Below are 22,935 nucleotides of genomic sequence, written 5' to 3' on the forward strand. Positions count from 1 at the left end.
AGTGAACTCGGCCATCATGCGCGTGAGATGTGACGCCAATGCACGATTCCAGGGCGAGAAGCAGTTCTCATGATCGGGCAACTTCGTTGTTGCGCGTCAACCGGAAGACTTATGCTGAAACGGCTACCCCGCTGCCGGAAATCCGTCCGTCGGAAGCCGAACTGCTGCACGCAATAGGGAGACTGCTCGAAGAGCAGCGCGCCAGGACCCGGCAGACGGAACCGCTGGTGGACCGGATCGAAACGATCCTTGGTTCCCGTCTGCAGGCTGCAAACGACATCGCCTGCGCTCCGGTGGTGGAGCCCTCCCAAGCTGGGCCGGAGACGACGACCCAGATCACGGAGGTTCGGGAAGTCGCTCCCATTGAAAAGGCGTTTATTCCGACGGTTTCGCGTGAGATGCGGCGCCCGAACTGGAGCGGAAGTGCGCTCATCATCGCTGTTCTCTCTTTGGCCGGTGCTGCCGCTCCTATGCTGATGCCAACCTCACCCACCCTTTACACCGCAGAGATGACACTTGGAGTGGATGCAGGCGCGGGCGATCGGACTGCGCTCCTCGGGGATACCGTCAAAACGCTGTTTTCAGTACCTGCCATCGCCTCTGCCGTTACGGCTCTGAAGCTGGATCGCGATCCGGAGTTCGCCGGTAACAGTGCCAATGCGCTTGGCGTCGCCTTCGATCTTCTCTCCGGCAGCGGGGCAGCCGCCGATCCAGCATCGCGCGCAGAGACTGCTCTGAAATCTGCCATAGCAGTTATTCCAGACGACCGCACCGGTGTCGTCCGTTTGATGGTAACGACAAACGATGCCGACAAATCGACACGCATCGCCACGCGGCTGTCCGATGCCGTGACCGGCGGCGGCGCGGCTGACAAGGCGGCCGAAACGGCCATTGCCTTGAAGAAGGATAATGATCAGGCTCAGGCAGAGCTCACGGCCTTCAGCCAGAAGAGCGGCGAGGGCAATGTCAAGGTCGCGACGCAATTGCAGCGTCAGATCGCCGGGCTCGATGCCGACCTGAAGAGCGCCGACGATCATATCCTGGCCGGCAAGGAGCAGGCCGATAGGTTGAAGGCTGCCAAACTCTCTGACGTGCTGGAGGGCTCGCTCGCTCCGGATATGATCTCGCCGGCCCTGCAGGATCTGCGCGACAGATACGCGATTGCCAAGACCGCATTGGCACAGCTTTCGGCAGATCTCGGACCGCGCCATCCGCGTCTGCTCCAACAGCAGGCGGAGGTCGACGGTCTGAAGGACAGCATCAGCAAGGAACTGGCGCGCCTCGTGCAGAACGCAAATACAGCCGCCAAGACCGCCGTCGATGCACGCAGGCAGCTCAATGATCGCCGCAACGCGCTGATCGCCCAGAGCCGTGATACCGGCGTCGATCTCGCCAAGCTGACCGAATTGCGGGAAAGGGCGGCTGCAGCCCGCTCGCGGCTGGAAGAGGAAGTGTCCACGACAAGTGCCATCGGTAATAGCCGAGTGACGGTTCGCAAACCTGCTCTTGCGTTGCCGGCTTCCGACAACGATGGTCTCAGTGTCCATTCGCTGATTGGCGGCCTTGCCGGTCTGGCGCTCGGCCTCGGCTTCGCTTTCTTGCCGCGGTTCTTCGGCCGAGTACCAGAACACGCCCCGGTCCCAATTCCAGTTCAGGTCCCGGTCCTCAACCTCATGCCGGAATATGCGCCGGCCCCAGCGGTGGCGCGGGTCCTGGAGCCGACGTTGGTCCCGCAGGCGGCTGGTGAAGTCGATGCGATGCGCTCGCAGATCGCCAGCCTGCGCGCTCGCTTCCACGAATACAAGGCCGCACGATAGACGAACGCCCAGCCCGCAGATTGCTCTTGCATTTGCCGTTTTTAAACGGGATAGGGCGTTATCGGGAAATCATTCCCGCCGCGGGCGAATAGACTGGCGCGAAATTGGGCGGAGAAGACGCGTGACGACAGTAATCGATGGCAAGCAGGTTGCCGCTTCCGTAATTGAAACCGTGAAATCGGCAAATGCTGCGCTGGAAGCCGCCAAAGGCGTCCAGACGGGCCTTGCTGTCATCATCGTCGGCGACGATCCGGCCAGCCACACCTACGTCAGCTCCAAGAGCCGCATGGCCAAGGAATGCGGCTTCAAATCCGTCCAGCACACGCTGCCCGTCGAGACGACGCAAGAGGAGCTTGCAGCGCTCGTGGCCTCGCTCAATGCCGATCCTTCGATCCACGGCATCCTCGTGCAGCTGCCGCTGCCGAAACATCTCGACAGCGAACCGATTATCCAGTCGATCCTGCCGGAGAAGGACGTCGATGGCTTGAGCGTCGTCAATGCCGGCAAGCTAGCGACCGGCGACCTGAAGACGGGCCTCGTTTCCTGCACGCCGGCCGGTGCCATGGTTTTCGTTCGCCGCACGCATGGCGAAGACCTTTCCGGTCTCAACGCCGTCGTTATCGGTCGTTCCAATCTCTTCGGCAAGCCGATGGCTCAGCTTCTGCTGAACGCCAATGCGACGGTTACCATCGCTCATTCGCGCACGAAGAACCTAGCTGAAATCTGCCGCAACGCCGATATCCTCGTCGCTGCCGTCGGCCGTCCGGAAATGGTCAAGGCTGACTGGGTGAAACCTGGTGCAACCGTCATCGATGTAGGCATCAATCGTATCGATGCGCCGGAACGGGGCGAGGGCAAGACCCGCCTCGTGGGAGATGTGGCTTTCGCCGAGGTCTCTCCGGTTGCTGCCGTCATCACGCCGGTTCCCGGCGGCGTCGGCCCTATGACGATCGCCATGCTGATGGCCAATACCCTTATTGCCGCCCATCGCTCGGCAGGGCTGACGGCGCCATCATTCTGATCAGATCGAGGCGCCGATCAGCTCTGCGGAACAGGGCCCGTCGAGGCCCTGACGATCAATTCCGTCTTCCAGAGCTCCTGCTCGGGGAAAGGACCGGCTTGCTTGACCGTGCCGATGAGCCGCTGGGCGATACGGACGCCAGCGGCGCGCAGTGACGAGCGGGTGGTCGTCAGCGGCACGGAGAAATTTTCCGGCTTCAGGAGCGGCAGCACGTCGTCATGGGCGATCAGCGAAATATCCTCGCCAAGCTTCAATCCTGCCTGATTGACGGCCCGGATCGCGCCGAGAGCCAGCACCGTACTGGAACACAGGATGGCAGTTGGTCGCTCGGCTAGCTGCAGGAAGCGCTCCATGGCGACCAGTCCTTCTTCGTCCGTCATGACGGTATGGCTCGTGCAATCCTCTGCGAGCTCCAGGCCGCGCTCGCCGAGCGCAGCGATCAGGCCGTTCCTGCGGCGGATGGCGAAATCAAGATGCGCCGGCCCGTTCATCAGCGCAAAGCGTGTATGGCCGAGCTGCAGCAGAAGCCGCGCCGCATCATAGAAGGCGGCCTCGTTATCGATGTCGAGATAGGGGTAATCCGGCTCCGTGCCGAAGGAGCGACCGTGCACCACGAAGGGCATGGAAAGCGATTTCAGCATGGCAAGCCGCGGGTCGTGGCCGCGCATATAGGCAACGAACAAGGCGTCCACATTGCCGCTGATCGCCAGTCGCCGCAATGCTGCGACTTCGTCATCCGGATCCGCCGGCATAATGACGAAGTGAAAATCGTGACGCACCGCTTCCTCGCCGAGACCGGTCAGGAACTCGCCGAAATGTACATCGGACTGATGCCCGGGCGCTGTGGGCATGACAAGTCCGATAGAACCGGCTTTGCCGGTCGCAAGCCGCTGGGCTGCCTTGTTGGGCCGGTATCCTGTTTCCTTGACCGCTTGGAGCACGCGTTCCCGGGTCGCCTCGTTGACCTCGGGATAGCCGTTGAGCGCGCGGCTCACAGTCGTCTGCGAAAGCCCCAGCAATTCCGATAGCTGTTTGAGATTCACCTGCTATGCTTCCTCCCGGCGTGCCCTGTGGCCGCAAATACTGGCCGCCGCCTCCCCACGGCATCCAAAGCGCTTTCAAATATGTAGCATCTGCTGCGCTTGACTCAAGAAAAATCGCTCCATATCCCCCGTTAAGCCTTGTGGCGGCGCGATGATGGCCCGGTTTTACAACCGTTTTCGCGAAATGGCTTGACTTCATTCTAGCGAAAGTGAATGAGTTGCGTTGTCAAAGCGCTTTGAAATTTCCTTTGAATGAAAATCTGCGCTATCTGATTGTGATGGGAGGTTGATCACATGAAAAAGTCTTTCTTGATGGGCGTTGCATTTGCGGCGCTTTTTGCCGGCGCCGCATCGGCGGCGGATCTGAAATTCGCACCGGGTCAGGACTCTAAGTTCAACTGGAAGAGCTACGACGACTTTAAGGCCGCTCATGCCGACCTCAAGGGTCAGCAGCTTACGATCTTCGGCCCCTGGCGCGGCGAAGACGAAGCCTTCTTCCAGAGCATTCTCGCCTACTTTGTCGAAGCAACCGGCATTGACGCCAAGTATTCTTCATCTGAAAACTACGAGCAGCAGATCGTCATCGATACCCAGGCAGGCTCCCCGCCGAATATCGCGATCCTGCCGCAACCGGGCCTCCTGGCCGATCTCGCCGGCAAGGGCTATCTGACGCCGCTCGGCGACGATACGTCCAAGTGGGTCAAGGATAATTACGGCGCCGGCGACAGCTGGGTCGGTTACGGCACCTATAAAGGCAAGGATGGCAAGGAAGCCTTCTTCGCCTTCCCTTACAAGGCCGACGTAAAGTCGCTCGTCTGGTACGTGCCGGAAAACTTCCAGGAAGCGGGCTACAAGGTTCCGACGACCATGGAAGAACTGCACGCCCTGACCGACCAGATCGTCAAGGACGGCGGCGTCCCATGGTGCATCGGTCTGGGTTCGGGTGGCGCAACCGGCTGGCCGGCAACCGACTGGGTCGAAGACATCATGCTGCGCACGCAGAAGCCTGACGTCTACGACAAGTGGACCACTAACGAAGTGAAGTTCACCGATCCGGCCGTTGTTGCCGCCATCGATGAATTCGGCAAGTTTGCAAAGAACGAGAAGTATGTTGATGGCGGCGTTGCGGCCGTTGCTTCGACCGACTTCCGCGACAGCCCGAAGGGTCTCTTCGCGGTCCCGCCGAAGTGCTATCTGCACCATCAGGCTTCGTTCATTCCGTCCTTCTTCCCGGCAGGCACGAAGCTCGGCACGGATGCCGATTTCTTCTACATGCCGACCTATGCTGCGCATGCCGATCTCGGCAAGCCGGTTCTTGGTGCAGGCACGCTTGTGACCATCGCGAAGGATTCCCCGACTGCCCGCGCCTTCATCGACTTCCTGAAGACGCCGGTTGCGCATGAACTCTGGATGGCGCAGTCGAGCTTCCTGACGCCCTACAAAGGCGTCAATGTCAACGCTTATGCCAACGACCAGATGAAGAAGGAAGGCGAGATCCTCACCTCGGCCACCACCTTCCGCTTCGACGGCTCGGACCTGATGCCCGGCAAGATCGGCGCCGGCGCCTTCTGGACCGGCATGGTTGATTTCGTCGGCGGCAAGTCCGCTCAGGACGCCGCTGCCGAAATCCAGAGCGCCTGGGACGGCATCAAGTAATTTCCTGCCATTTTGTGCCGCCGGGCGACCGGCGGCATCACCGGAATGAACGGCCGGGTTCCAGAGGGGGAGCCCGGTTGTGCCGGATCTTGTGGTCAAACGCACAAGCTATATTGACGATATCCGGCATTCACCCTTCAAAATAAGACAGGGAAGCAGGGGGAGGGACGAAATGCTGTCGCAGATAGTGTCCGCTTTGGTCGTCGTGGTCGTCGCCGTTTTCGCATGCTCGGCCTATTTCTTTTTCTCGAACAAGATCCTCGATCTTGCCTTGCCGGTGAAGGACGGCGATATCCGCCAGGCCTCGCGCAATCTGAACCGGCGCGCGATGATCCGCCCCTGGCTGTTCCTCTTCCCGGCGCTCTTCCTGCTGATCGTCTACCTTGTCTATCCTGTTGTCGCGACTTTCATCCTGTCCTTCTACGACCGGTCCGGCAACGAGTTCGTCGGCGCGCAGAACTACCTGTGGGCCTTGAACGACCGCGAATTCCGTCAGTCGATCTTCAACAACATCCTCTGGCTTGCAGTGGTGCCCGCCGCCTGCACCTTCTTCGGCCTCGTCATCGCAGTCATGACCGACCGCATCTGGTGGGGCAATATCGCCAAGAGCATCGTCTTCATGCCGATGGCGATCTCCTTCGTCGGCGCTTCCGTCATCTGGAAGTTCATCTATGAATATCGCGGCGGCAACGATGTGCAGATCGGCCTCCTGAATGCCATCGTGCAGACGTTCGGCGGCACGCCGCAAGTCTGGATCTCCATCCCTTTCTGGAACAACTTCTTCCTGATGGTGATCCTGATCTGGATCCAGACTGGCTTTGCCATGGTCATCCTCTCGGCCGCATTGCGCGGCATTCCCGAGGAGACGATCGAAGCAGCCGTTATCGACGGCGCTAATGGCTGGCAGATCTTCTGGCGCATCATGGTGCCGCAGATCTGGGGCACGATTGCCGTCGTCTGGACGACCATCACCATTCTCGTCCTCAAGGTCTTCGATATCGTGCTGACGATGACCAACGGCCAATGGCAGACCATGGTGCTGGCGAACCTGATGTTCAACTGGTTGTTCCGCGGCGGTGGCGATTCCGGCCGTAGTGCCGTCATCGCCATCATCATCATGCTTGCCGTGACGCCGATCATGGTGTGGAACGTACGTCGCGCCAATGCCGAGCTGAGGGGGCGCTGAGATGACCAGAGCTGCAAGCTACTTCAAGATCGGCCCCGCTCGCCTCTTTGTCCACCTCTGCGTCCTTGTTATCGTCATCATTTGGCTGGTGCCGACTCTCGGCATCTTCGTCAGCGCATTGCGCGATAGGGACCAGATCACCGTTTCCGGCTGGTGGACGGCCTTTGCCGGTTCCACCCAGACGGTGGCCGCACGTTTGGGCACGCCAGATCAGCAGAAGCAGGAAGGCGACATCTACGTCATCACGGGCAATGTGCTGGCTGACCAGCCGGGCCGCTCGGTCAAGGCTTTCGGCGTACGTGTACAGCAGCCCTCCGCCTTCGACGCCGGTCAGACCGCCGATCTCGGCGATGGCGAAAGCCTACTTATCAACAGCGACGGCACCTATCGTTACATGAAGAACGTTGCTTTCGCGCCCGACGAGCGCCCGCGCCGCATTTATGTCGCGGCATCGGCTCCGCCGCAATTCACGCTCGCGAACTATAGGACAGTTCTGACAAGCGAGGGCATCGGGCAGTCGTTCATCAATTCGCTGACGGTGACCATTCCGGCGACCATCATCCCGATCCTTATAGCCGCCTTCGCCGCTTATGCTCTGAGCTGGATGGAATTCCCCGGCCGCGCGCTCTTGATTGCGCTGGTCGTCGGTCTCATCGTCGTGCCGCTGCAGATGTCGCTCATTCCACTCCTGCGGCTCTATAACGAGATCGGCGCAGCGATCGGCCAGCCGTCCAAGACCTATCCCGGCATTTGGCTGGCGCACACCGCCTTCGGCATGCCGCTCGCCATCTATCTCCTGCGGGCCTACATTGCCGGTCTGCCCAAGGAGATCATCGAATCCGCCCGCGTCGATGGCGCGAGCGATTTCGAGATCTTCACCCGCATCGTATTGCCTCTGTCCTTCCCCGCGCTCGCTTCTTTCGCGATCTTCCAGTTCCTGTGGGTTTGGAATGACCTGCTCGTCGCCATGGTCTTCCTCGGCACCGATAAGGATCACCTCGTGCTGACCGGAGCGCTGAATGCGCTGCTCGGCTCACGCGGCGGCAACTGGGAGATCCTGACGGCATCGGCCTTCGTCACCATCATCATCCCGCTGCTCGTCTTCTTCGGTCTGCAGCGTTACCTGGTGCGTGGCCTGCTGGCGGGGTCGGTCAAGGGAGGCTGAGAAATCCCAAGACGCAATTTCAAACAGGATATCCCATGAGTGTGGCTTCACAATCCAATCTGACCGTCGACAAGGACTGGTGGCGCGGTGCGGTGATCTATCAGATCTATCCGCGCTCCTACCAGGATTCGAACGGCGACGGCATCGGCGACCTGAAGGGCATTACTGCCCGTCTGCCGCATGTGGCAAGCCTCGGCGCCGACGCGATCTGGATTTCGCCTTTCTTCACCTCGCCGATGCGCGATTTCGGCTATGACGTTTCCGACTATGAAAATGTCGATGCGATCTTCGGCACGCTGATCGATTTCGACACGCTGATTGCTGAAGCGCACCGCCTCGGCATCAAGGTGATGATCGACCTCGTCATCTCGCATTCCTCCGACCAGCATCCGTGGTTCGTCGAAAGCCGCTCCAGCAAGACCAACGCCAAGGCCGACTGGTATGTCTGGGCCGACGCCAAGCCTGACGGCACGCCGCCGAACAATTGGCTGTCGATCTTCGGCGGCTCGGCATGGGCGTGGGATCCGACGCGCATGCAGTATTATCTGCACAACTTCCTGACCTCGCAGCCGGACATGAACCTGCATAACCCTGAAGTTCAGGACCGCCTGCTCGATGTCGTCCGCTTCTGGCTGAAGCGCGGCGTCGACGGCTTCCGTCTCGACACGATCAATTTCTACTTCCACGACAAGCTGCTGCGCGATAATCCGGCACTTGCCCCGGAACGCCGCAATGCCTCGACCGCTCCGGCCGTGAACCCCTATAATTTCCAGGAGCATCTCTACGATAAGAACCGCCCTGAGAACCTCGAATTCCTGAAGCGCTTCCGCGCGGTGCTGGAAGAGTTCCCGGCAATCGCCGCCGTCGGCGAAGTGGGCGACAGCCAGCGTGGCCTCGAAATCGTCGGCGAATACACGTCCGGCAATGACAAGATGCACATGTGCTACGCCTTCGAATTCCTGGCGCCCGATCCGCTTACGCCGGAGCGCGTCGAGGAAGTCATGAAGGATTTTGGTGCCGCAGCTCCCGACGGCTGGGCCTGCTGGGCCTTCTCGAACCATGACGTCATGCGCCATGTCAGCCGCTGGGGTTCGCTGGTCGCCGATCACGATGCCTTTGCCAAGCTCTATGCTTCGTTGCTGATGACCCTACGCGGTTCGATCTGCCTCTATCAGGGCGAAGAGCTTGCGCTGACCGAAGCCGATCTCGCCTACCAGGACCTGCAGGACCCCTACGGCATCCAGTTCTGGCCGGAATTCAAGGGCCGCGACGGATGCCGCACACCAATGGTCTGGGACAGCCAAGTCGCCCAGGGCGGCTTTTCGACGGTGAAACCCTGGCTGCCGGTGCCGGTCGAACACATCCTGCGCGCCGTCAGCGTGCAACAGGGCGACGAGAATTCCGTGCTCGAGCACTACCGCCGCTTTATCGCGTTCCGTAAGCAGCATCCGGCCTTCGCCAAAGGCGAGATCGAGTTCGAGGATCCGCAGGACGACGCCCTGATCTTCACGCGCGAATACGGCAATGAGACGCTGCTCTGCATCTTCAACATGGGACCGGCAGAAACCAGTGTCACCCTTCCGGCAGGCGAGTGGCAGGCTTTGACGGGGCACGGCTTTACCAGCAACAACTACGGCGACAAGATCGATATTCCGGCCTGGGGGGCGTATTTCGCCCGCCTCGCGTAAGGATCAGGAGGGGAGAGGAAAATGACTGGACTGACGCTTAAGGATATCCGCAAATCCTATGGCTCTGTGGATGTGCTCCACGGCATCGACCTGGAGATCAACCAGGGCGAATTCATCGTTTTCGTCGGCCCCTCCGGCTGCGGCAAGTCCACTTTGCTGCGCATGATCGCCGGCCTGGAAAACATCACCGGCGGGGAGATGTATATCGACGGCATGCTCGTCAATGACGTGCCGCCGTCGAAGCGCGGCATCGCCATGGTGTTCCAGTCCTACGCGCTCTACCCGCATATGACCGTTTTCGACAACATGGCCTTCGGCATGAAGATCGCCGGTGAAAGCAAGCAGGAGATCGATCGCCGCGTGCGGGCAGCAGCAGACAGCCTGCAACTGACCAAATATCTCGACCGCCTGCCGAAGGCACTTTCCGGCGGCCAGCGTCAGCGCGTGGCGATCGGCCGCGCCATCTGCCGTAACCCGAAGGTCTTTCTCTTCGACGAGCCACTCTCCAACCTCGATGCAGCCCTGCGCGTCGCAACGCGCATCGAGATCGCCCGTCTGAACGAGCAGATGGCCGATACGACGATGATCTACGTCACGCACGACCAGGTCGAGGCGATGACGCTGGCGGACCGTATCGTCGTTCTCTCTGCCGGCAATATCGAGCAGGTCGGTGCGCCGCTGGAACTTTACGAGCGCCCGGCGAACCTGTTCGTCGCGAAGTTCATCGGCTCACCGGCCATGAATGTCATCCCGGCAACGATTACCGATGCGGGCGCCGCGACGACGGTGACGCTGACGGGCGGCAAGTCGGTGACGCTCGATGTCGCCACTGCGGCATCGGAAAAGGGCAAGCAGGCAAGCTTCGGCGTTCGCCCGGAAGACCTGCGCATCGCCGATCCCAGCGAAGATTACCTGTTCGAGGGCGAAGTCTCGATCGTCGAGGCGCTCGGCGAAGTGACGCTTCTCTATATCGAAGGCCTGGTTCAGGGTGAGCCGATCATCGTCAAGCTGCCCGGCATCTATGATGTAAAGAGGGGCCAGAAGATGCATTTCGTCGCTGACAGGCAGAAACTGCACCTCTTCGATGCGGCCGGTCACACTTACAGGAAGTGACCATCCATTTTTGGTGGAATCCTTCTTCTTGAGGCTGTGGAGGGGGAGGATTCTCACTTTCTGTTAAACATGCGGTGCTAGCCTTTTCTCATCAAGACTGAGGGGACCAAGGCCATGGCCGCATCGAATCCGACACCTCCGAAATCGCACTTCCTGGCGAAGGAAGAATCTTTCATGTACGACCGTGAATCGCGGTTCAAAATGGAAGACACGATGAACGCCGCGCGCATAGAATATACCGAAAAGGGCGTCATGCACGCCGCCTCGCGCAGATGCGATATCGTCCGTATCTCGATGAGCAGCGCGATCCTCGCGATTCTCACGCAGTATACGCTGCCGAAGCAGTTCTACCTGGACATTCCTGATGCCCGCATCACCAAGGTGGGCTGCCTGCTGATGAAGACCTTCCCGAACAACACGATCGAGGTTCGCTTCCTTCGCCTGCTGACGCAGAAGGAATTGAACAAGATCTTCGTCTACAGCACGCACCCGGCTCACAAGGACTACGTCCTCGATATCCGCGCGTAACCAGTCTCGCATTCACCGGGCACGAAAAACCGCGGTTTCAGCCGCGGTTTTTTCTTTTCCATCGATGGTGGAATGTCAGTGGGCGTGGAAGAGCACGCTCGCACCCTGATCCGACGGGCCGACGGCATGACGGAACGGCGCGAAGAGCTCCCGCCCCATGCCGAATTCATTATCCGAGAGATCGATCACGACAGGTTCGCGCTCGGCCATGTCGGCGGCATCGACGAGAACTTCCAGCGTACCTTTGATCGCGTCGAGGCGGATGATGTCGCCATCTTTGATGCGAGCGATCGGGCCGCCGTCGACCGCCTCGGGCGTGACGTGGATTGCCGCCGGCACCTTGCCGGATGCGCCGGACATACGCCCGTCGGTCAAGAGCGCCACGCGGAAACCACGGTCCTGCAGCACGCCAAGCGGTGGTGTCAGCTTGTGCAGTTCCGGCATGCCGTTTGCCTTCGGCCCCTGAAACCGCACGACGGCGACGAAATCGCGGTTGAGCTTGCCTTCCTTGAAGGCGTCCTGCAGTTCCTGCTGGCCGTGGAAGACGATCGCTGGCGCCTCGATGATGTGGCGCTCGGCCTTGACGGCGGAGATCTTGATGACCGCCTTGCCGAGATTGCCACGCAGCATCTTTAACCCGCCATTCGCCTGGAAAGGCGTCTCGATGCTGGCGAGCACCTTCGGATCGTGGCTCTTTTCCGGCGACGGCTTGCGGACGACCGAACCGTTTTCGCCAAGCTGCGCATCCACCGTATAGGCTTCCAGACCCTGGCCGAAGACGGTGCGGACGTCGTCATGCACGAGGCCCTGCTTCAAAAGCTCCTTGATCAGGAAGCCCATGCCGCCGGCCGCCTGAAAATGGTTCACATCGGCAAGCCCGTTCGGATAGACGCGGGCAAGCAGCGGCACGAGTTCCGAGAGTTCGGCAATATCCTGCCAGGTCAGCAGGATGCCGCCGGCGCGCGCCATGGCGACGAGGTGCATCGTATGGTTCGTCGAGCCGCCGGTCGCATGCAGGCCGACGACGCCGTTGACGACAGATCGTTCGTCAATCATCTCGCCGGCCGGCGTGAACTCGTTGCCGAGCGCAGTGATGGCGAGAGCCCGTTTGGTAGCCTCGCGCGTCAGCGCCTCGCGCAGCGGCGTGCCGGGGTTGATGAAGGACGAGCCCGGCATGTGGAAGCCCATGATCTCCATGAGCATCTGGTTGGAGTTGGCCGTGCCGTAGAAGGTGCAGGTGCCGGGGCCGTGATAGGATTTGGATTCGGCTTCCAAGAGTTCGGCGCGGCCGACCTTGCCCTCGGCAAAGAGCTGACGCACGCGCGACTTCTCGTCGTTCGGCAAGCCCGAGGTCATCGGCCCGGCAGGGATGAAGATTGCCGGCAAATGTCCGAAGGAAAGCGCAGCGATGACGAGGCCGGGTACGATCTTGTCGCAGACGCCGAGGAAGAGGGCGGCATCGAACATATTGTGCGATAGGCCGACCCCGGCTGCCATGGCGATCAGGTCGCGCGAAAAAAGCGAGAGCTCCATGCCCGGCTGGCCTTGGGTCACGCCGTCGCACATGGCCGGCACGCCGCCGGCGACCTGTGCAATACCGCCGGCCTGAGCCGCCGCCTCGCGGATGATCGCCGGATAGGTCTCGAACGGCTGATGCGCCGAAAGCATATCGTTATAGGCGGTGATGATGCCGAGATTGGGCACGCGGTCGCCCGCAAGTGCATCTTTCTCGGCGGGGGAACAGATGGCAAAGCCATGGGCCAGATTGGCGCAGCCGAGAACCGAGCGGTTGACGCCTTGAGAGGCGGCAGCGCGCAGGCGCTGCAGATAGCGCTCGCGGGTCGGCTTCGAGCGTTCGACAATGCGATTCGTGATCGCAGCAATGCGTGCGTGAGCGGACATGGAAAACCCCTGCCTTATTCTGGTTCGTCTCTATCTGTTCACTGGCTCCGGGGGCCTGTCCGGCCGTATCAGGGAGCCCAGTAGATCTCGACCGGGGAAGTGGCCCGGCGCAGAATGGCGCGGATCGGCATTTCTGCCTCTTCGCCGCTCCCTTCTGCCTTGGCGAGAACGTCTTTTTTGCCTTCGCCCTCAATGTGGAGAATGAGCATTTTGGCATCTTCAAGCGCGGAGAAGGTGAAGGTCAAGCGCGGCTCGCCTGCTCCTTCCGCGTCCATCGTAATGATGCTGCGCGGCGTCTGCGGGTCAAGCGCGACGCTCAGATTGTTGCCGCCCGGGAAGAACGAGGCCGTGTGACCATCGCCGCCCATGCCGAGGATGACGACATCGAAGGGGATGCCGATCTCCGCACTCTTTGCCGTCGCAAGCTTTGCAGCCTCCTCGACAGAGCTTGCCGGCTGGTAAAGCGGCACGAACCGTGCCGCTTTCGCCTTGTTCTGAAGAAGATTGGCATCGACCAGCAGGTGGTTCGAGCGCGGATTGTCGGCGGGAACGAAACGTTCGTCGACAAGCGTGATCGTCACCTTGGGCCAGTCGATATCGCGCGTCGAAAGCACCTGGAAAAAGGCTTTCGGCGTGGAGCCGCCAGAAACGGCGATGCTCGCCTCTCCGCGGGCTGCGATGGCTGCCGAAAGAGCACCGGAAACCTTGTCTGCAAGGTTGGCGGCGAGTTCGGCGGCGTTAGCGAAGGAATGCAGTGTCGATGCCATATCTTCGGACCCTTGGACTTAGATGTCGTCGTGCCAGGTGCGGCCGTCGCGTTCGATCAGCGCGATGGCCTGGCTCGGACCCCAGGTGCCGGCCGTGTAGCCCTGCACCTGCTGGCCGGTGGATTCCCAACCCTTGAGGATCGGATCGACCCACTGCCATGCGGCTTCGACTTCGTCGCGGCGCATGAACAGCGTCTGATTGGAGCGGATGACGTCCATCAGCAGGCGCTCGTAGGCGTCCGGATTGCGAACATTGAAGGCCTGCGCGAAGCTCATGTCGAGCGAGACGTTGCGCAGGCGCATGCCGCCAGGACCCGGATCCTTGATCATCAGCGACTGCTTGACGCCTTCGTCCGGCTGCAGGCGGATGATCAGCTGGTTCTGGCTGATGCGGCCGGCGGCCTGATCGAAGATCGCATGCGGAATCGGCTTGAAGGTGATGACGATTTCCGACATGCGGCCGGCAAGGCGCTTGCCGGTGCGGATGTAGAAGGGCACGCCCGCCCAGCGCCAGTTGTTGATCTCGGCTTTGATGGCGACGAAGGTCTCCGTATTGGAAACGCCGCCTTCGAGCTCTTCCAGATAGCCCTTGACCGGGCCGCTGCCGGAGGCGCCGGCGCGGTATTGGCCGCGAACGGTAGCCTGCTCGACGTTGGAAGCGTTGATCGGCTTTAGGGCGCGCAGAACTTTAAGCTTTTCGTCGCGGACGGCCTCCGAATCCATGGAAGAGGGAACTTCCATAGCGGTCAGGCAGAGAAGCTGCAGGATGTGGTTCTGCACCATGTCGCGCAGCGCGCCGGCTGTGTCGTAGTAACCGGCGCGGCCTTCGAGGCCGACGGCTTCGGCCACGGTGATCTGCACGTGGTCGATATAGTTGGCATTCCACAACGGCTCATAGAGCGCATTGGCAAAGCGCAGCGCCATCAGGTTCTGCACCGTTTCCTTGCCGAGATAGTGATCGATGCGGAAGATCTGCTCTTCCTTGAAGACGCGGCCGATATTGTCATTGAGCTGCAGAGCCGAAGCAAGGTCGCGGCCGATCGGCTTTTCGACGACGATGCGGGTCGACTTGGTGATCAGCTTGTGCTCATGGATCTTCTGCGAGATGTCGCCGAAGATGCCGGGAGCGACGGCGAGGTAGAAGGCGCGAACGCGGTCCTTGCCTTCATCGAGCAGCTTCTTCATCTGATCCCAGCCAGAGTCGGTGCGGGCGTCGACGGAAACATAGAACAGACGCGAGCAGAATTTCTCGACTTCGGCTTCGTCATATTCGCCCTTTTTCAGGTGCTCCTTCAGGGCATCCTTGGCGAATTTGCGATATTCCTCATGTGACAGCGGGCTGCGCGATGCGCCTATGATGCGGGTCGGTTCCGAGAACTGGCCCTCGATCTGGCGATGATACAGCGCGGGCAGAAGTTTGCGCTCGGCAAGGTCGCCGCTGCCGCCAAAGACGACGTAATCAAAAGGCTCAACGGGAATAATCTGGCTGCTCATGAGCTTGTCTCTCAATCAGGCTTGGTTGGTGGCCGTTTTAATCTAATCGATTTAAAAAAGCCAGTGTGCGGTGCAATGAATCTCTCGGACATCGGTTTTAGAGCGAATTGCCTGGAGAGGAAATCCGCAATCGAACTAAAACTTGTCGCGGAGGGCGAACCACGACAGGGCAAGGAAAAGCAGCGGCGCCCGCATGCGCGCGCCGCCTGGAAAGGCAGGGATATCGAGCGCCTTGAAGAGATCGAGATCGGCCGATTTTCCCAGCACCATTTCTGCGTAAAGCTTGCCACAATAATTTGACAGCATGACGCCGTGGCCGGAATAACCGCCGATCGACGTGACCCCGGGCATCACCTCGCGCACGAAGGGCTGGCGCGGCATGGTGATGCCGACCGATCCTCCCCAGGCATGGGTAATGTCGATATCTTTCAAGGCCGGATAGATTTCAGCGATCTGCCGACGGATATGCTGCGAGATGTCGCGCGGGTTGTCGGCGGTATAGGCCTCGCGTCCGCCGAAGAGCAGCCGTCCATCCTTCGACTTACGGAAATAGCGCACGACGAAACGCGAATCCGCCACCGCCTCGCCGCCGGGTATCACATCAGGAAACCGGTCGAGCGGTACAGTTGCGCCGATGAAGGAGCGGATCGGCATCACATGGCTTGCCGTGATCGGTTCCAGATTGCCGATATGGCCGTTGCAGGCAATCAGCGCCCGGTTGGCGGTGATCGTGCCGCGATCGGTCTCGATGATAACTCTGCCGCTGCCCTGGCCGATCGACTTTGCCCTCGTCATTTCGAAAATATCGGCGCCGGCATTGGCAGCCACTCGGCCGAGGCCGACCAGCAGCTTCAGCGGATGGATATGCCCTGTGCCGGTATCGCGAACGCCGCAATAATAGCGTTTGGAGCCGAGCCGCTCCTGCGTTTCTTCACGGTCCATGAATCGGATATGCGGGTAGTCGTAGCGCAGGGCGGCGATCTCCGCATTCTCGTAGTATTCCCGTTTGTAGCTTTCCTTGTGGGCGACATTGAGCTGGCCGGGCACATAGTCGATATCGATCTGGTGCTCGGTCGCAAAATCCATGAGATGCCGCTTGGCGTCTTCGGCGAGACTGAAAAGCGCCCTGGAGCGCTCGTAACCGATCTTCTTTTCCAGCTCTTCCGGCCACCAGCGCTGGCCGGTGCCGAGCTGCCCGCCATTGCGCCCCGAGGCGCCGTCGCCAAGTCTGCTAGCCTCGATAAGCGTCACGGAGACCCCGGCTTTGGAGAGATTATAAGCGGCCTGCAGACCCGTATAACCGCCGCCGATAATGGCGACGTCGCATTGCCTTGAGCCGTCGAGCGCCGGATAGTCGGGACGCTCGTCGACTGTTGCCTGATACCAGGATACACCCGGTGCGATGGGACTTTGCCATGTCTCTTTCGTCATGGCGATCCCTCACACGTTCAGAAGGAGGAATTCCCGCTCCCAGGGGCTAATCACCTGCATGAAGGTCTCGAACTCGCCCCGCTTCACCCCCGCATAAAGGCCAATGAACTCCTTGCCGAAGACTTCCTCGAAAGCCGGCTCGTCTTCCAGGAGTGCTACGGCTTCGAGAAGGCCGCGCGGCAGATCGATCGAGCCTTCATTGGCCGAATCCTCGGTCGGAGCGGTGGGCTCGATTTCCTTCGTAATGCCGAGCAGACCGGATGCAAGCGAGGCGGCGAGGGCCAGATAAGGGTTGGCATCTGAACTCGGCAGGCGGTTTTCCACGCGCCGGGCCTGCGGATCGGAGACGGGCACGCGGAAGGCAGTCGTTCTGTTGTCGTAACCCCAAGCATTGTTGACCGGGCAGGACATATCCGGCTGCAGACGCCGATAAGAATTTACGTAGGGCGCCAGCATAGCAAGCGCGCTCGGCACGTATTTTTGCATGCCGCCGATGAAATGGAAGAATTCCTTCGAGGCCGAGCCATCACTGTTCGAGAAGACGTTCTTGCCGGTCGCGATGTCCACCACGGACTGGTGGATATGCATCGCCGAACCCGGCTGGCCCTGCATCGGCTTTGCCATGAAGGTGGCGTAGATATCGTGCTTCAGCGCCGCCTCGCGGATCGTGCGCTTGAAGAGAAACACCTGGTCGGCAAGCTCGATCGGATTGCCGTGACGGAGGTTGATTTCGAGCTGCGCCGGTCCTTCCTCGTGGATCAGCGTATCGATCTCGAGGCCCTGCTTTTCCGAGAAATGGTAGATGTCGTCGATCAGTTCGTCGAACTCGTTAATGCCGGCGATCGAATAGCCTTGGCCGCCGAGAATCGAACGACCCGAACGTCCTTTGGGCGGATGCAGCGGATAGTCCGGGTCGTCATTTGTGGCGACCAGGTAGAATTCGATTTCCGGGGCCACGATAGGCTTCCAACCGCGTTCGGCATAGAGGCTGAGAATGCGCTTCAATACGTTGCGCGGCGTATAGGGGACTTCCTGTCCGTCCGAGTTGACGATGTCGCAAATGACCTGCGCGGTCGGATCGGTCTCCCAAGGCACCACGGATAGGGTGGAAAGGTCAGGCACGAGCTTCAGGTCGCTGTCGCGCGGCTCGTAGCGGAAGCTTTCGGTCTCTTCTGGATATTCGCCTGATATCGTGTGGCGGTAGATTGCCGAAGGCAGTGCGAGCGATGTGTTGGAAGTAAACTTGGAGGACGGCATCATCTTGCCGCGCGGCACGCCGGCAAGGTCCGGCGTGATGCATTCAATGTCTTCGATCCCACGTGCCCTCAGCCACTGCGCCGCTTCCTTCCAGTTCGCAACACCGCGCAGAGATCCGGGATCGGGAGGGGATTTTTTTGCGGGGGGCAGGTTTCTGGCAGGCTTCAGCGTCGTCTTTTTTGGGGACATGACACACCGGTTTGTGTTGATCGTGACGCCATCATAACCGGAGTTTGGCAATTGGCGAGGGGGTGTAAGGCGTTGACATAAGCCCTTTGATGGAAAAAGAAGACGCGATTTCAACAAGGAAATGGATTTTGCAGCGTAAGAGCGATGTGATCGTCATTGGTGCGGGTGCGGCAGGCATGATGTGCGCCATTCGCGCCGCTCGGCGCGGCCGCTCGGTCACCGTGCTCGACCATGCCCGCGCCGTCGGCGAGAAGATCCGCATCTCCGGCGGCGGCCGCTGCAATTTCACCAATATCAATGCCGGCCCGAAGAACTTCCTTTCCGCCAACCCGCATTTCTGCAAATCGGCGCTCGCCCGTTTCACACCGGCGGATTTCATCGCCATGGTCGACCGCCACGGGATCGCCTGGCATGAAAAGACACTCGGCCAGCTTTTCTGCGACAACAGCGCCAAGGACATCATCTTCATGCTGCTCGACGAGATGCGTGCGGCGGGCGCAGCATGGCATCTCGGCCTGGAGATATCAGGTGTAGAAAAGACTAAAGACGGCTTCCGAGTTTTAACATCGGAGGGCACCTGCGAGGCCAGCTCGCTCGTCATTGCCACCGGCGGAAAATCCATTCCGAAGATGGGCGCGACCGGCTTTGCCTATCGTATTGCCGAGCAATTCGGCCTCGCCGTTACGGAAACGCGTCCCGGCCTCGTACCGCTGACGCTCGACCCGGTCCTGCTCGAAAGCCTTGCACCGCTCTCAGGCATCTCCGTGCCTGCCGAGATCTGCCGCGGCAAAACTGCCTTTCGCGAAGCCCTGCTTTTTACCCACCGCGGACTAAGCGGCCCGGCCATCCTGCAGATTTCCTCCTTCTGGCGGGAAGGCGATACCCTCACCATCGATATCGAACCCGATGTCGATATCGCCGCGCATCTGAAGAAGGCCAAGCAGGCAAACGGGCGCCAGTCTGCGCAGACGGCACTCGGAGAAATCCTGCCGAAGCGCCTGGCGCAATATATCGTCGAACGGGAGGCGGTCAGCGGCAACATGGCAGACCTGTCGGACAAGCTGCTAAACCGGCTTGCCGGTGCGGCGCAGAACTGGTCCGTGAAGCCTTCCGGCTCCGAGGGCTATCGGACAGCAGAAGTCACGCTCGGCGGCATCGACACGACAGCTCTCGATTCGCGCAATATGCAGGTCAAGACCGTTCCTGGCCTCTACTTCATAGGCGAATGCGTCGACGTGACCGGCTGGCTCGGCGGCTATAATTTCCAGTGGGCCTGGGCATCCGGTTTTGCTGCCGGTGAGTCATTATAAAAGCCGAGCTGAAACATTTGGACGATTCAAGACTTCTTAATTTGGCTGCGCCATCCTGTCCCAATGGCACGTTGGCAAAGTGGTTCCTAAATTAACCTTTACCGGCAGGCCGTTTTGTCGGATTGTCGTGTACAGATAGAAGTGAGGTTTCGTAATGGACAGAAACACTCGACGCGCCCGCGCCATCGCAATCGCCCAGGCAAAGCCTGATACGAAGCTCATAGCTTTGCGTTATCTGATGCTCGCAGCCGGCGCAACCGCCGCAAGTATCGCTGTTCTTCTCTCCCACTTCATCTGATCTTTGCAGCAGCTTGAAATGGAAGTTTCCGGTTTCGCGACTGACATATCGCGGCTCCGCAGTGCATAAATTGCAACTGTTGTGCAATCAAGGGTAAGGCGCTCTTTCCGCTTATCCGAAAATTAATATCTAATCAGACACATTGTAGACGAATATTTGGGTGTTTCCGGTCTTGCCGGAAATGGACTGGCAATGATTGCCGCCCGCTTCAGGGGCTCCCAAACTGCTAGTAGATCAGCTGTTATGCACCCGGCTGGCGCCATAAGGCTGCCTGCGGGAGGAGTGGTGTATGAAAGGCACGGCACGCGATGTTCATTGACAAGATTCTTTCTCGTTTCAAAATTCAGACCAAGGTTCTGATTTTTGTTCTGCCATTCGTGATCACCATTTCCGCTGTCGGTCTGACCGGCCTTTATGCCTCCGGTCTGCTGCAAGGCCGGATGGAGATTTCCAACAGCGTCCTCCAGTCGCTGAGCGGGTTCAAGGATCTCTATGCCTCGATGGATGACTTCCTGCAGACCACCAACGAGCAGGCGCGCGACAAACTCCATGCTGATATCAAAGCCCAGGGTCAGACGCTGAATGCCACCATGGCGCAGATCGGCGATAACGCCGGTCATGAAAACCTCCAGGCTGCCATCGAGGGCACGAACGGCATTTCGGATACCGTCGGCAAACTCTGGACGCTGCACGAGCAGGAAATGGCCCTTCGCAAGCAGATCGACGATGCCCAGAAGGTGATGATTACCAACCGCTTCAATGTCAGCTATGACGCCAAGCAGCTGGAAGAAAACATTCGCACCGACGAAGGCAACGCAACGGCGACATTGCGCGCAGCCGACCGTCTCCTGAAGGGCGGCGATACGTTGGCTGCTGCGATGAATGACTTCAACAAGGCGCAGACTTCGGCTGACAAGCTGAAGGTCGTGACCGACGCGCTACCTGCGATCGTCAAGGCGCAGCGCATGATCGACATCTCCGTGCCGCAGAATCAGAAGAGCATGACTCAGTCGATGGCGCAGACCATCAGCGACCTGAAAGCTCAGGCGGCGTTACCCGAGGCCAGCACGGATGACGGCGTTGCCAATCTCGGCCGTCTCGTCTCCCGCTTCCGCCAGATGTCCACCTACACACAGCTCACCGCCACGCAAATGATGCGCGAGGCGACGACGACCTTCGTGGAGCTCGACAGCCGCATCGCCCAGACCAACTCCGTGTTGGAAGACACCCGGCGCCTCGAAAGCTCCATCTATTCGCTGCAGCTCGTACTTGCCGATTTCAACGCGAAGCCGAACAAGGAAAATCGTATTCGCCTGAATCAGGAAATCGCAACGCTCAACACCATGCTGAACACCCTTCAGGCCAGCGCCAAGGGTATGAACTTCGCCGGTGATATCGTCGATGCGATTACACCCGCTCTCGTTTCGATGGACAAGGGTGCACAGAGCCTCGTCGATGTGATCAACCAGCGTACGGCCGATTACGTCGCCGCGCGTCAACAACTCGACGGTGTCTGGGGTCAGTTGACCAGCTTCGCGGAAGAGCAGAAGCAAACTGCGGGCGCGGAGCGCGAACAGGCCAATAGCATCTCCGTCGGTACCACCGCGCTCGGTATCCTGGTCTCTATCGTCGGCGGTATCGCGCTAGTGCTGACGCTGCAGCGGCCGATCGCTCAGATCACCGCCGCCATGCGCCGCATTGCTGAGGGTGCGCTCGATACCAGCATCTCCGGTGAAAAGCGTTCCGACGAAATCGGCGACATGGCCCGCGCACTTGGCATCTTCAAGGAAAATGCCATCTCCAAGATCCGCATTGAGGAGCAGAGCGACGAAGAGCGCCAAGCCGCCGAGCACGAGCGCCAGCGCAACGATGCCGAAAAGCGCGAAATGGATCGTCAGATCGAGTTTGCCGTCAATCAGCTCGCTGCCGGCCTCGAGCGCATGTCGCAGGGCGATATCTCCACGACGATCGACACGCCCTTCATCGGTCGCCTCGAACAACTCCGCCAGGACTTCAACGGCTCGATGATGCGCCTGCAGGCCACGATGAGCCAGATTCGCGACAACGTGCAGATGATACAGGGCAACGGCAACCAGATGGCCCAGTCTGCCGAGGATCTCGCCAAGCGCACGGAGCAGCAGGCTGCATCGCTCGAAGAAACCGCTGCCGCCGTCGATCAGATCACCGTCACCGTCCGTTCGTCTGCCGAGCGCGCCAAGGATGCCGACCAGATCGTCCGCCAGGCCAAGCGCAGCGCCGATGACTCCGCTGTCGTCGTCAACAATGCGATCGACGCCATGACCCGCATCGAGGATGCGTCGCGCCAGATCGAGCAGATCATCGGCGTCATCGACGAAATCGCTTTCCAGACGAACCTGCTCGCTCTGAACGCGGGCATCGAAGCCGCTCGCGCCGGGGAAGCCGGCAAGGGCTTTGCCGTCGTCGCCATGGAAGTCCGCGAGCTTGCCCAACGCTCTGCCGCTGCCGCGCAAGAGATCAAGGGCCTCATCAACAAGTCGACGAACGAGGTCAATTCGGGTTCGCAGTTCGTACAGGAAACGGGCACGGTTCTTGCGAAGATCAGTGCCCAGATCGTCACCATCAGTCAGCACGTCGAAATGATCGCCCGCGCAAGCCACGACCAGTCGAGCGCGCTGCAAGGGGTCAACTCCACTGTCAACCAGATGGACCAGATGACCCAGAAAAATGCTGCGATGGTGGAAGAAACCACTGCCGCGAGCCGCGAGCTCGCAAACGAGGCAGACGCGTTGCTGCACCTTGTACAGCAGTTCAAAATCGACGGCGACAGCGACATGCATATGTATCGCGCCGCCTGATTCTGACCTTCAGCATGCAATATAAACGGCCCCGGTCCCCAGGGCCGTTTTTGTTTCTTCATAAATACTCGCACAGCTTGTGCAAAATAGGAGAAAGGTTGAATTTTCTCTGCTCGGATAGTGACTTAGGCATCCATGAAGTCCTGCTAAATTTGGAAAAACCCGAGTGGAGCGCTTCCAGTGCCCCTGCGTTAAGGGAAAATTTTCCCTAACGCATTCTTATGAAGCTGATA

Annotated in this window: 17 protein-coding genes; 11 read left to right on the forward strand and 6 right to left on the reverse strand. The window is 59.9% G+C overall.

Translation table 11 applies throughout. From position 1 onward, the window contains the following. Positions 1–38 precede the first annotated feature (38 nt). Together FHX15_RS07335 and folD are read left to right on the forward strand one after the other, a co-directional pair. Positions 39–1,817 carry a succinoglycan biosynthesis protein exop gene (locus FHX15_RS07335; RefSeq protein WP_184395037.1) on the forward strand — a complete coding sequence of 593 codons (1,779 nt, stop codon included), beginning with the start codon at positions 39–41 and terminating at the stop codon, positions 1,815–1,817. Between the two features lie 121 nt (positions 1,818–1,938). Next, positions 1,939–2,838 (forward strand): bifunctional methylenetetrahydrofolate dehydrogenase/methenyltetrahydrofolate cyclohydrolase FolD, encoded by a 900-nt coding sequence (gene folD, locus FHX15_RS07340; RefSeq protein ID WP_184395039.1) that lies wholly within the window; start codon positions 1,939–1,941, stop codon positions 2,836–2,838. A gap of 17 nt (positions 2,839–2,855) precedes the next feature. On the opposite strand, the gene FHX15_RS07345 is transcribed toward folD, so the two are convergent. Beyond that, entirely contained in the window at positions 2,856–3,881 is a 1,026-nt protein-coding gene (locus FHX15_RS07345; protein ID WP_184395041.1) for a LacI family DNA-binding transcriptional regulator, read from the reverse strand. A gap of 294 nt (positions 3,882–4,175) precedes the next feature. Here FHX15_RS07345 and FHX15_RS07350 point away from each other — a divergent pair, with 294 nt between their 5' ends. From FHX15_RS07350 to FHX15_RS07375, 6 genes are all read left to right on the forward strand, one after another. Continuing rightward, the gene (locus tag FHX15_RS07350) at positions 4,176–5,537 is read left to right on the forward strand and encodes an ABC transporter substrate-binding protein (protein ID WP_184395043.1); all 1,362 of its coding nucleotides are present in this window, start codon (positions 4,176–4,178) and stop codon (positions 5,535–5,537) included. A gap of 172 nt (positions 5,538–5,709) precedes the next feature. Beyond that, positions 5,710–6,723, forward strand: a complete 1,014-nt coding sequence (locus FHX15_RS07355; protein ID WP_184395045.1) for a carbohydrate ABC transporter permease — start codon at positions 5,710–5,712, stop codon at positions 6,721–6,723. A gap of 1 nt (position 6,724) precedes the next feature. Further along, entirely contained in the window at positions 6,725–7,888 is a 1,164-nt protein-coding gene (locus FHX15_RS07360) for a carbohydrate ABC transporter permease (protein WP_184395047.1), read from the forward strand. Between the two features lie 35 nt (positions 7,889–7,923). After that, positions 7,924–9,576, forward strand: a complete 1,653-nt coding sequence (locus FHX15_RS07365; protein WP_184395049.1) for an alpha-glucosidase — start codon at positions 7,924–7,926, stop codon at positions 9,574–9,576. A 21-nt stretch (positions 9,577–9,597) separates the two neighbouring features. Then, on the forward strand, positions 9,598–10,689 hold the full coding sequence (locus FHX15_RS07370) for an ABC transporter ATP-binding protein (protein WP_184395051.1): 1,092 nt from the start codon (positions 9,598–9,600) through the stop codon (positions 10,687–10,689). Positions 10,690–10,803: 114 nt separating this feature from the next. Then, entirely contained in the window at positions 10,804–11,217 is a 414-nt protein-coding gene (locus FHX15_RS07375) for a hypothetical protein (protein WP_183728680.1), read from the forward strand. A 75-nt stretch (positions 11,218–11,292) separates the two neighbouring features. Here FHX15_RS07375 and edd read toward each other — a convergent pair whose 3' ends face one another. From edd to FHX15_RS07400, 5 genes are all read right to left on the reverse strand, one after another. Continuing rightward, entirely contained in the window at positions 11,293–13,119 is a 1,827-nt protein-coding gene (gene edd, locus FHX15_RS07380; protein WP_184395053.1) for a phosphogluconate dehydratase, read from the reverse strand. A 68-nt stretch (positions 13,120–13,187) separates the two neighbouring features. After that, a complete protein-coding gene (gene pgl / locus FHX15_RS07385; protein ID WP_184395054.1) occupies positions 13,188–13,886 on the reverse strand; it encodes a 6-phosphogluconolactonase in 699 nt (232 codons plus the stop codon). Positions 13,887–13,904: 18 nt separating this feature from the next. Next, positions 13,905–15,380, reverse strand: coding sequence for a glucose-6-phosphate dehydrogenase (gene zwf, locus FHX15_RS07390; protein WP_184395055.1), 1,476 nt, complete (start codon positions 15,378–15,380; stop codon positions 13,905–13,907). A 135-nt stretch (positions 15,381–15,515) separates the two neighbouring features. Next, positions 15,516–16,811, reverse strand: coding sequence for an NAD(P)/FAD-dependent oxidoreductase (locus FHX15_RS07395; protein WP_184395056.1), 1,296 nt, complete (start codon positions 16,809–16,811; stop codon positions 15,516–15,518). A 9-nt stretch (positions 16,812–16,820) separates the two neighbouring features. Beyond that, the gene (locus FHX15_RS07400) at positions 16,821–18,257 is read right to left on the reverse strand and encodes a glutamine synthetase family protein (protein ID WP_184395057.1); all 1,437 of its coding nucleotides are present in this window, start codon (positions 18,255–18,257) and stop codon (positions 16,821–16,823) included. Between the two features lie 89 nt (positions 18,258–18,346). Here FHX15_RS07400 and FHX15_RS07405 point away from each other — a divergent pair, with 89 nt between their 5' ends. The 3 genes from FHX15_RS07405 (at position 18,347) to FHX15_RS07415 (ending at position 22,702) form a co-directional block, all read left to right on the forward strand. Next, complete coding sequence (locus tag FHX15_RS07405; protein WP_184395058.1) at positions 18,347–19,567, forward strand: NAD(P)/FAD-dependent oxidoreductase; 1,221 nt, start codon at positions 18,347–18,349, stop codon at positions 19,565–19,567. Positions 19,568–19,721: 154 nt separating this feature from the next. Continuing rightward, positions 19,722–19,865, forward strand: coding sequence for a hypothetical protein (locus FHX15_RS07410; RefSeq protein ID WP_184395059.1), 144 nt, complete (start codon positions 19,722–19,724; stop codon positions 19,863–19,865). A 308-nt stretch (positions 19,866–20,173) separates the two neighbouring features. Beyond that, positions 20,174–22,702 (forward strand): methyl-accepting chemotaxis protein, encoded by a 2,529-nt coding sequence (locus FHX15_RS07415; RefSeq protein WP_184395060.1) that lies wholly within the window; start codon positions 20,174–20,176, stop codon positions 22,700–22,702. Positions 22,703–22,935 lie beyond the last annotated feature (233 nt).

This window comes from Rhizobium sp. BK650 (assembly GCF_014195325.1).
Taxonomy (GTDB): Bacteria; Pseudomonadota; Alphaproteobacteria; order Rhizobiales; family Rhizobiaceae; genus Rhizobium.

Bases quoted from the DNA above. Each gene is read 5' to 3' on its own strand.
- FHX15_RS07370 (WP_184395051.1), top strand. From the start codon at position 9,598: ATGACTGGACTGACGCTTAAGGATATCCGCAAATCCTATGGCTCTGTG.
- FHX15_RS07360 (WP_184395047.1), top strand. From the start codon at position 6,725: ATGACCAGAGCTGCAAGCTACTTCAAGATCGGCCCCGCTCGCCTCTTT.
- FHX15_RS07335 (WP_184395037.1), top strand. From the start codon at position 39: ATGCACGATTCCAGGGCGAGAAGCAGTTCTCATGATCGGGCAACTTCG.
- FHX15_RS07350 (WP_184395043.1), top strand. From the start codon at position 4,176: ATGAAAAAGTCTTTCTTGATGGGCGTTGCATTTGCGGCGCTTTTTGCC.
- FHX15_RS07355 (WP_184395045.1), top strand. From the start codon at position 5,710: ATGCTGTCGCAGATAGTGTCCGCTTTGGTCGTCGTGGTCGTCGCCGTT.
- FHX15_RS07410 (WP_184395059.1), top strand. From the start codon at position 19,722: ATGGACAGAAACACTCGACGCGCCCGCGCCATCGCAATCGCCCAGGCA.
- FHX15_RS07415 (WP_184395060.1), top strand. From the start codon at position 20,174: ATGTTCATTGACAAGATTCTTTCTCGTTTCAAAATTCAGACCAAGGTT.
- pgl (WP_184395054.1), bottom strand. From the start codon at position 13,886: ATGGCATCGACACTGCATTCCTTCGCTAACGCCGCCGAACTCGCCGCC.
- FHX15_RS07375 (WP_183728680.1), top strand. From the start codon at position 10,804: ATGGCCGCATCGAATCCGACACCTCCGAAATCGCACTTCCTGGCGAAG.
- FHX15_RS07405 (WP_184395058.1), top strand. From the start codon at position 18,347: ATGGAAAAAGAAGACGCGATTTCAACAAGGAAATGGATTTTGCAGCGT.
- FHX15_RS07400 (WP_184395057.1), bottom strand. From the start codon at position 18,257: ATGTCCCCAAAAAAGACGACGCTGAAGCCTGCCAGAAACCTGCCCCCC.
- edd (WP_184395053.1), bottom strand. From the start codon at position 13,119: ATGTCCGCTCACGCACGCATTGCTGCGATCACGAATCGCATTGTCGAA.
- FHX15_RS07365 (WP_184395049.1), top strand. From the start codon at position 7,924: ATGAGTGTGGCTTCACAATCCAATCTGACCGTCGACAAGGACTGGTGG.
- zwf (WP_184395055.1), bottom strand. From the start codon at position 15,380: ATGAGCAGCCAGATTATTCCCGTTGAGCCTTTTGATTACGTCGTCTTT.
- FHX15_RS07395 (WP_184395056.1), bottom strand. From the start codon at position 16,811: ATGACGAAAGAGACATGGCAAAGTCCCATCGCACCGGGTGTATCCTGG.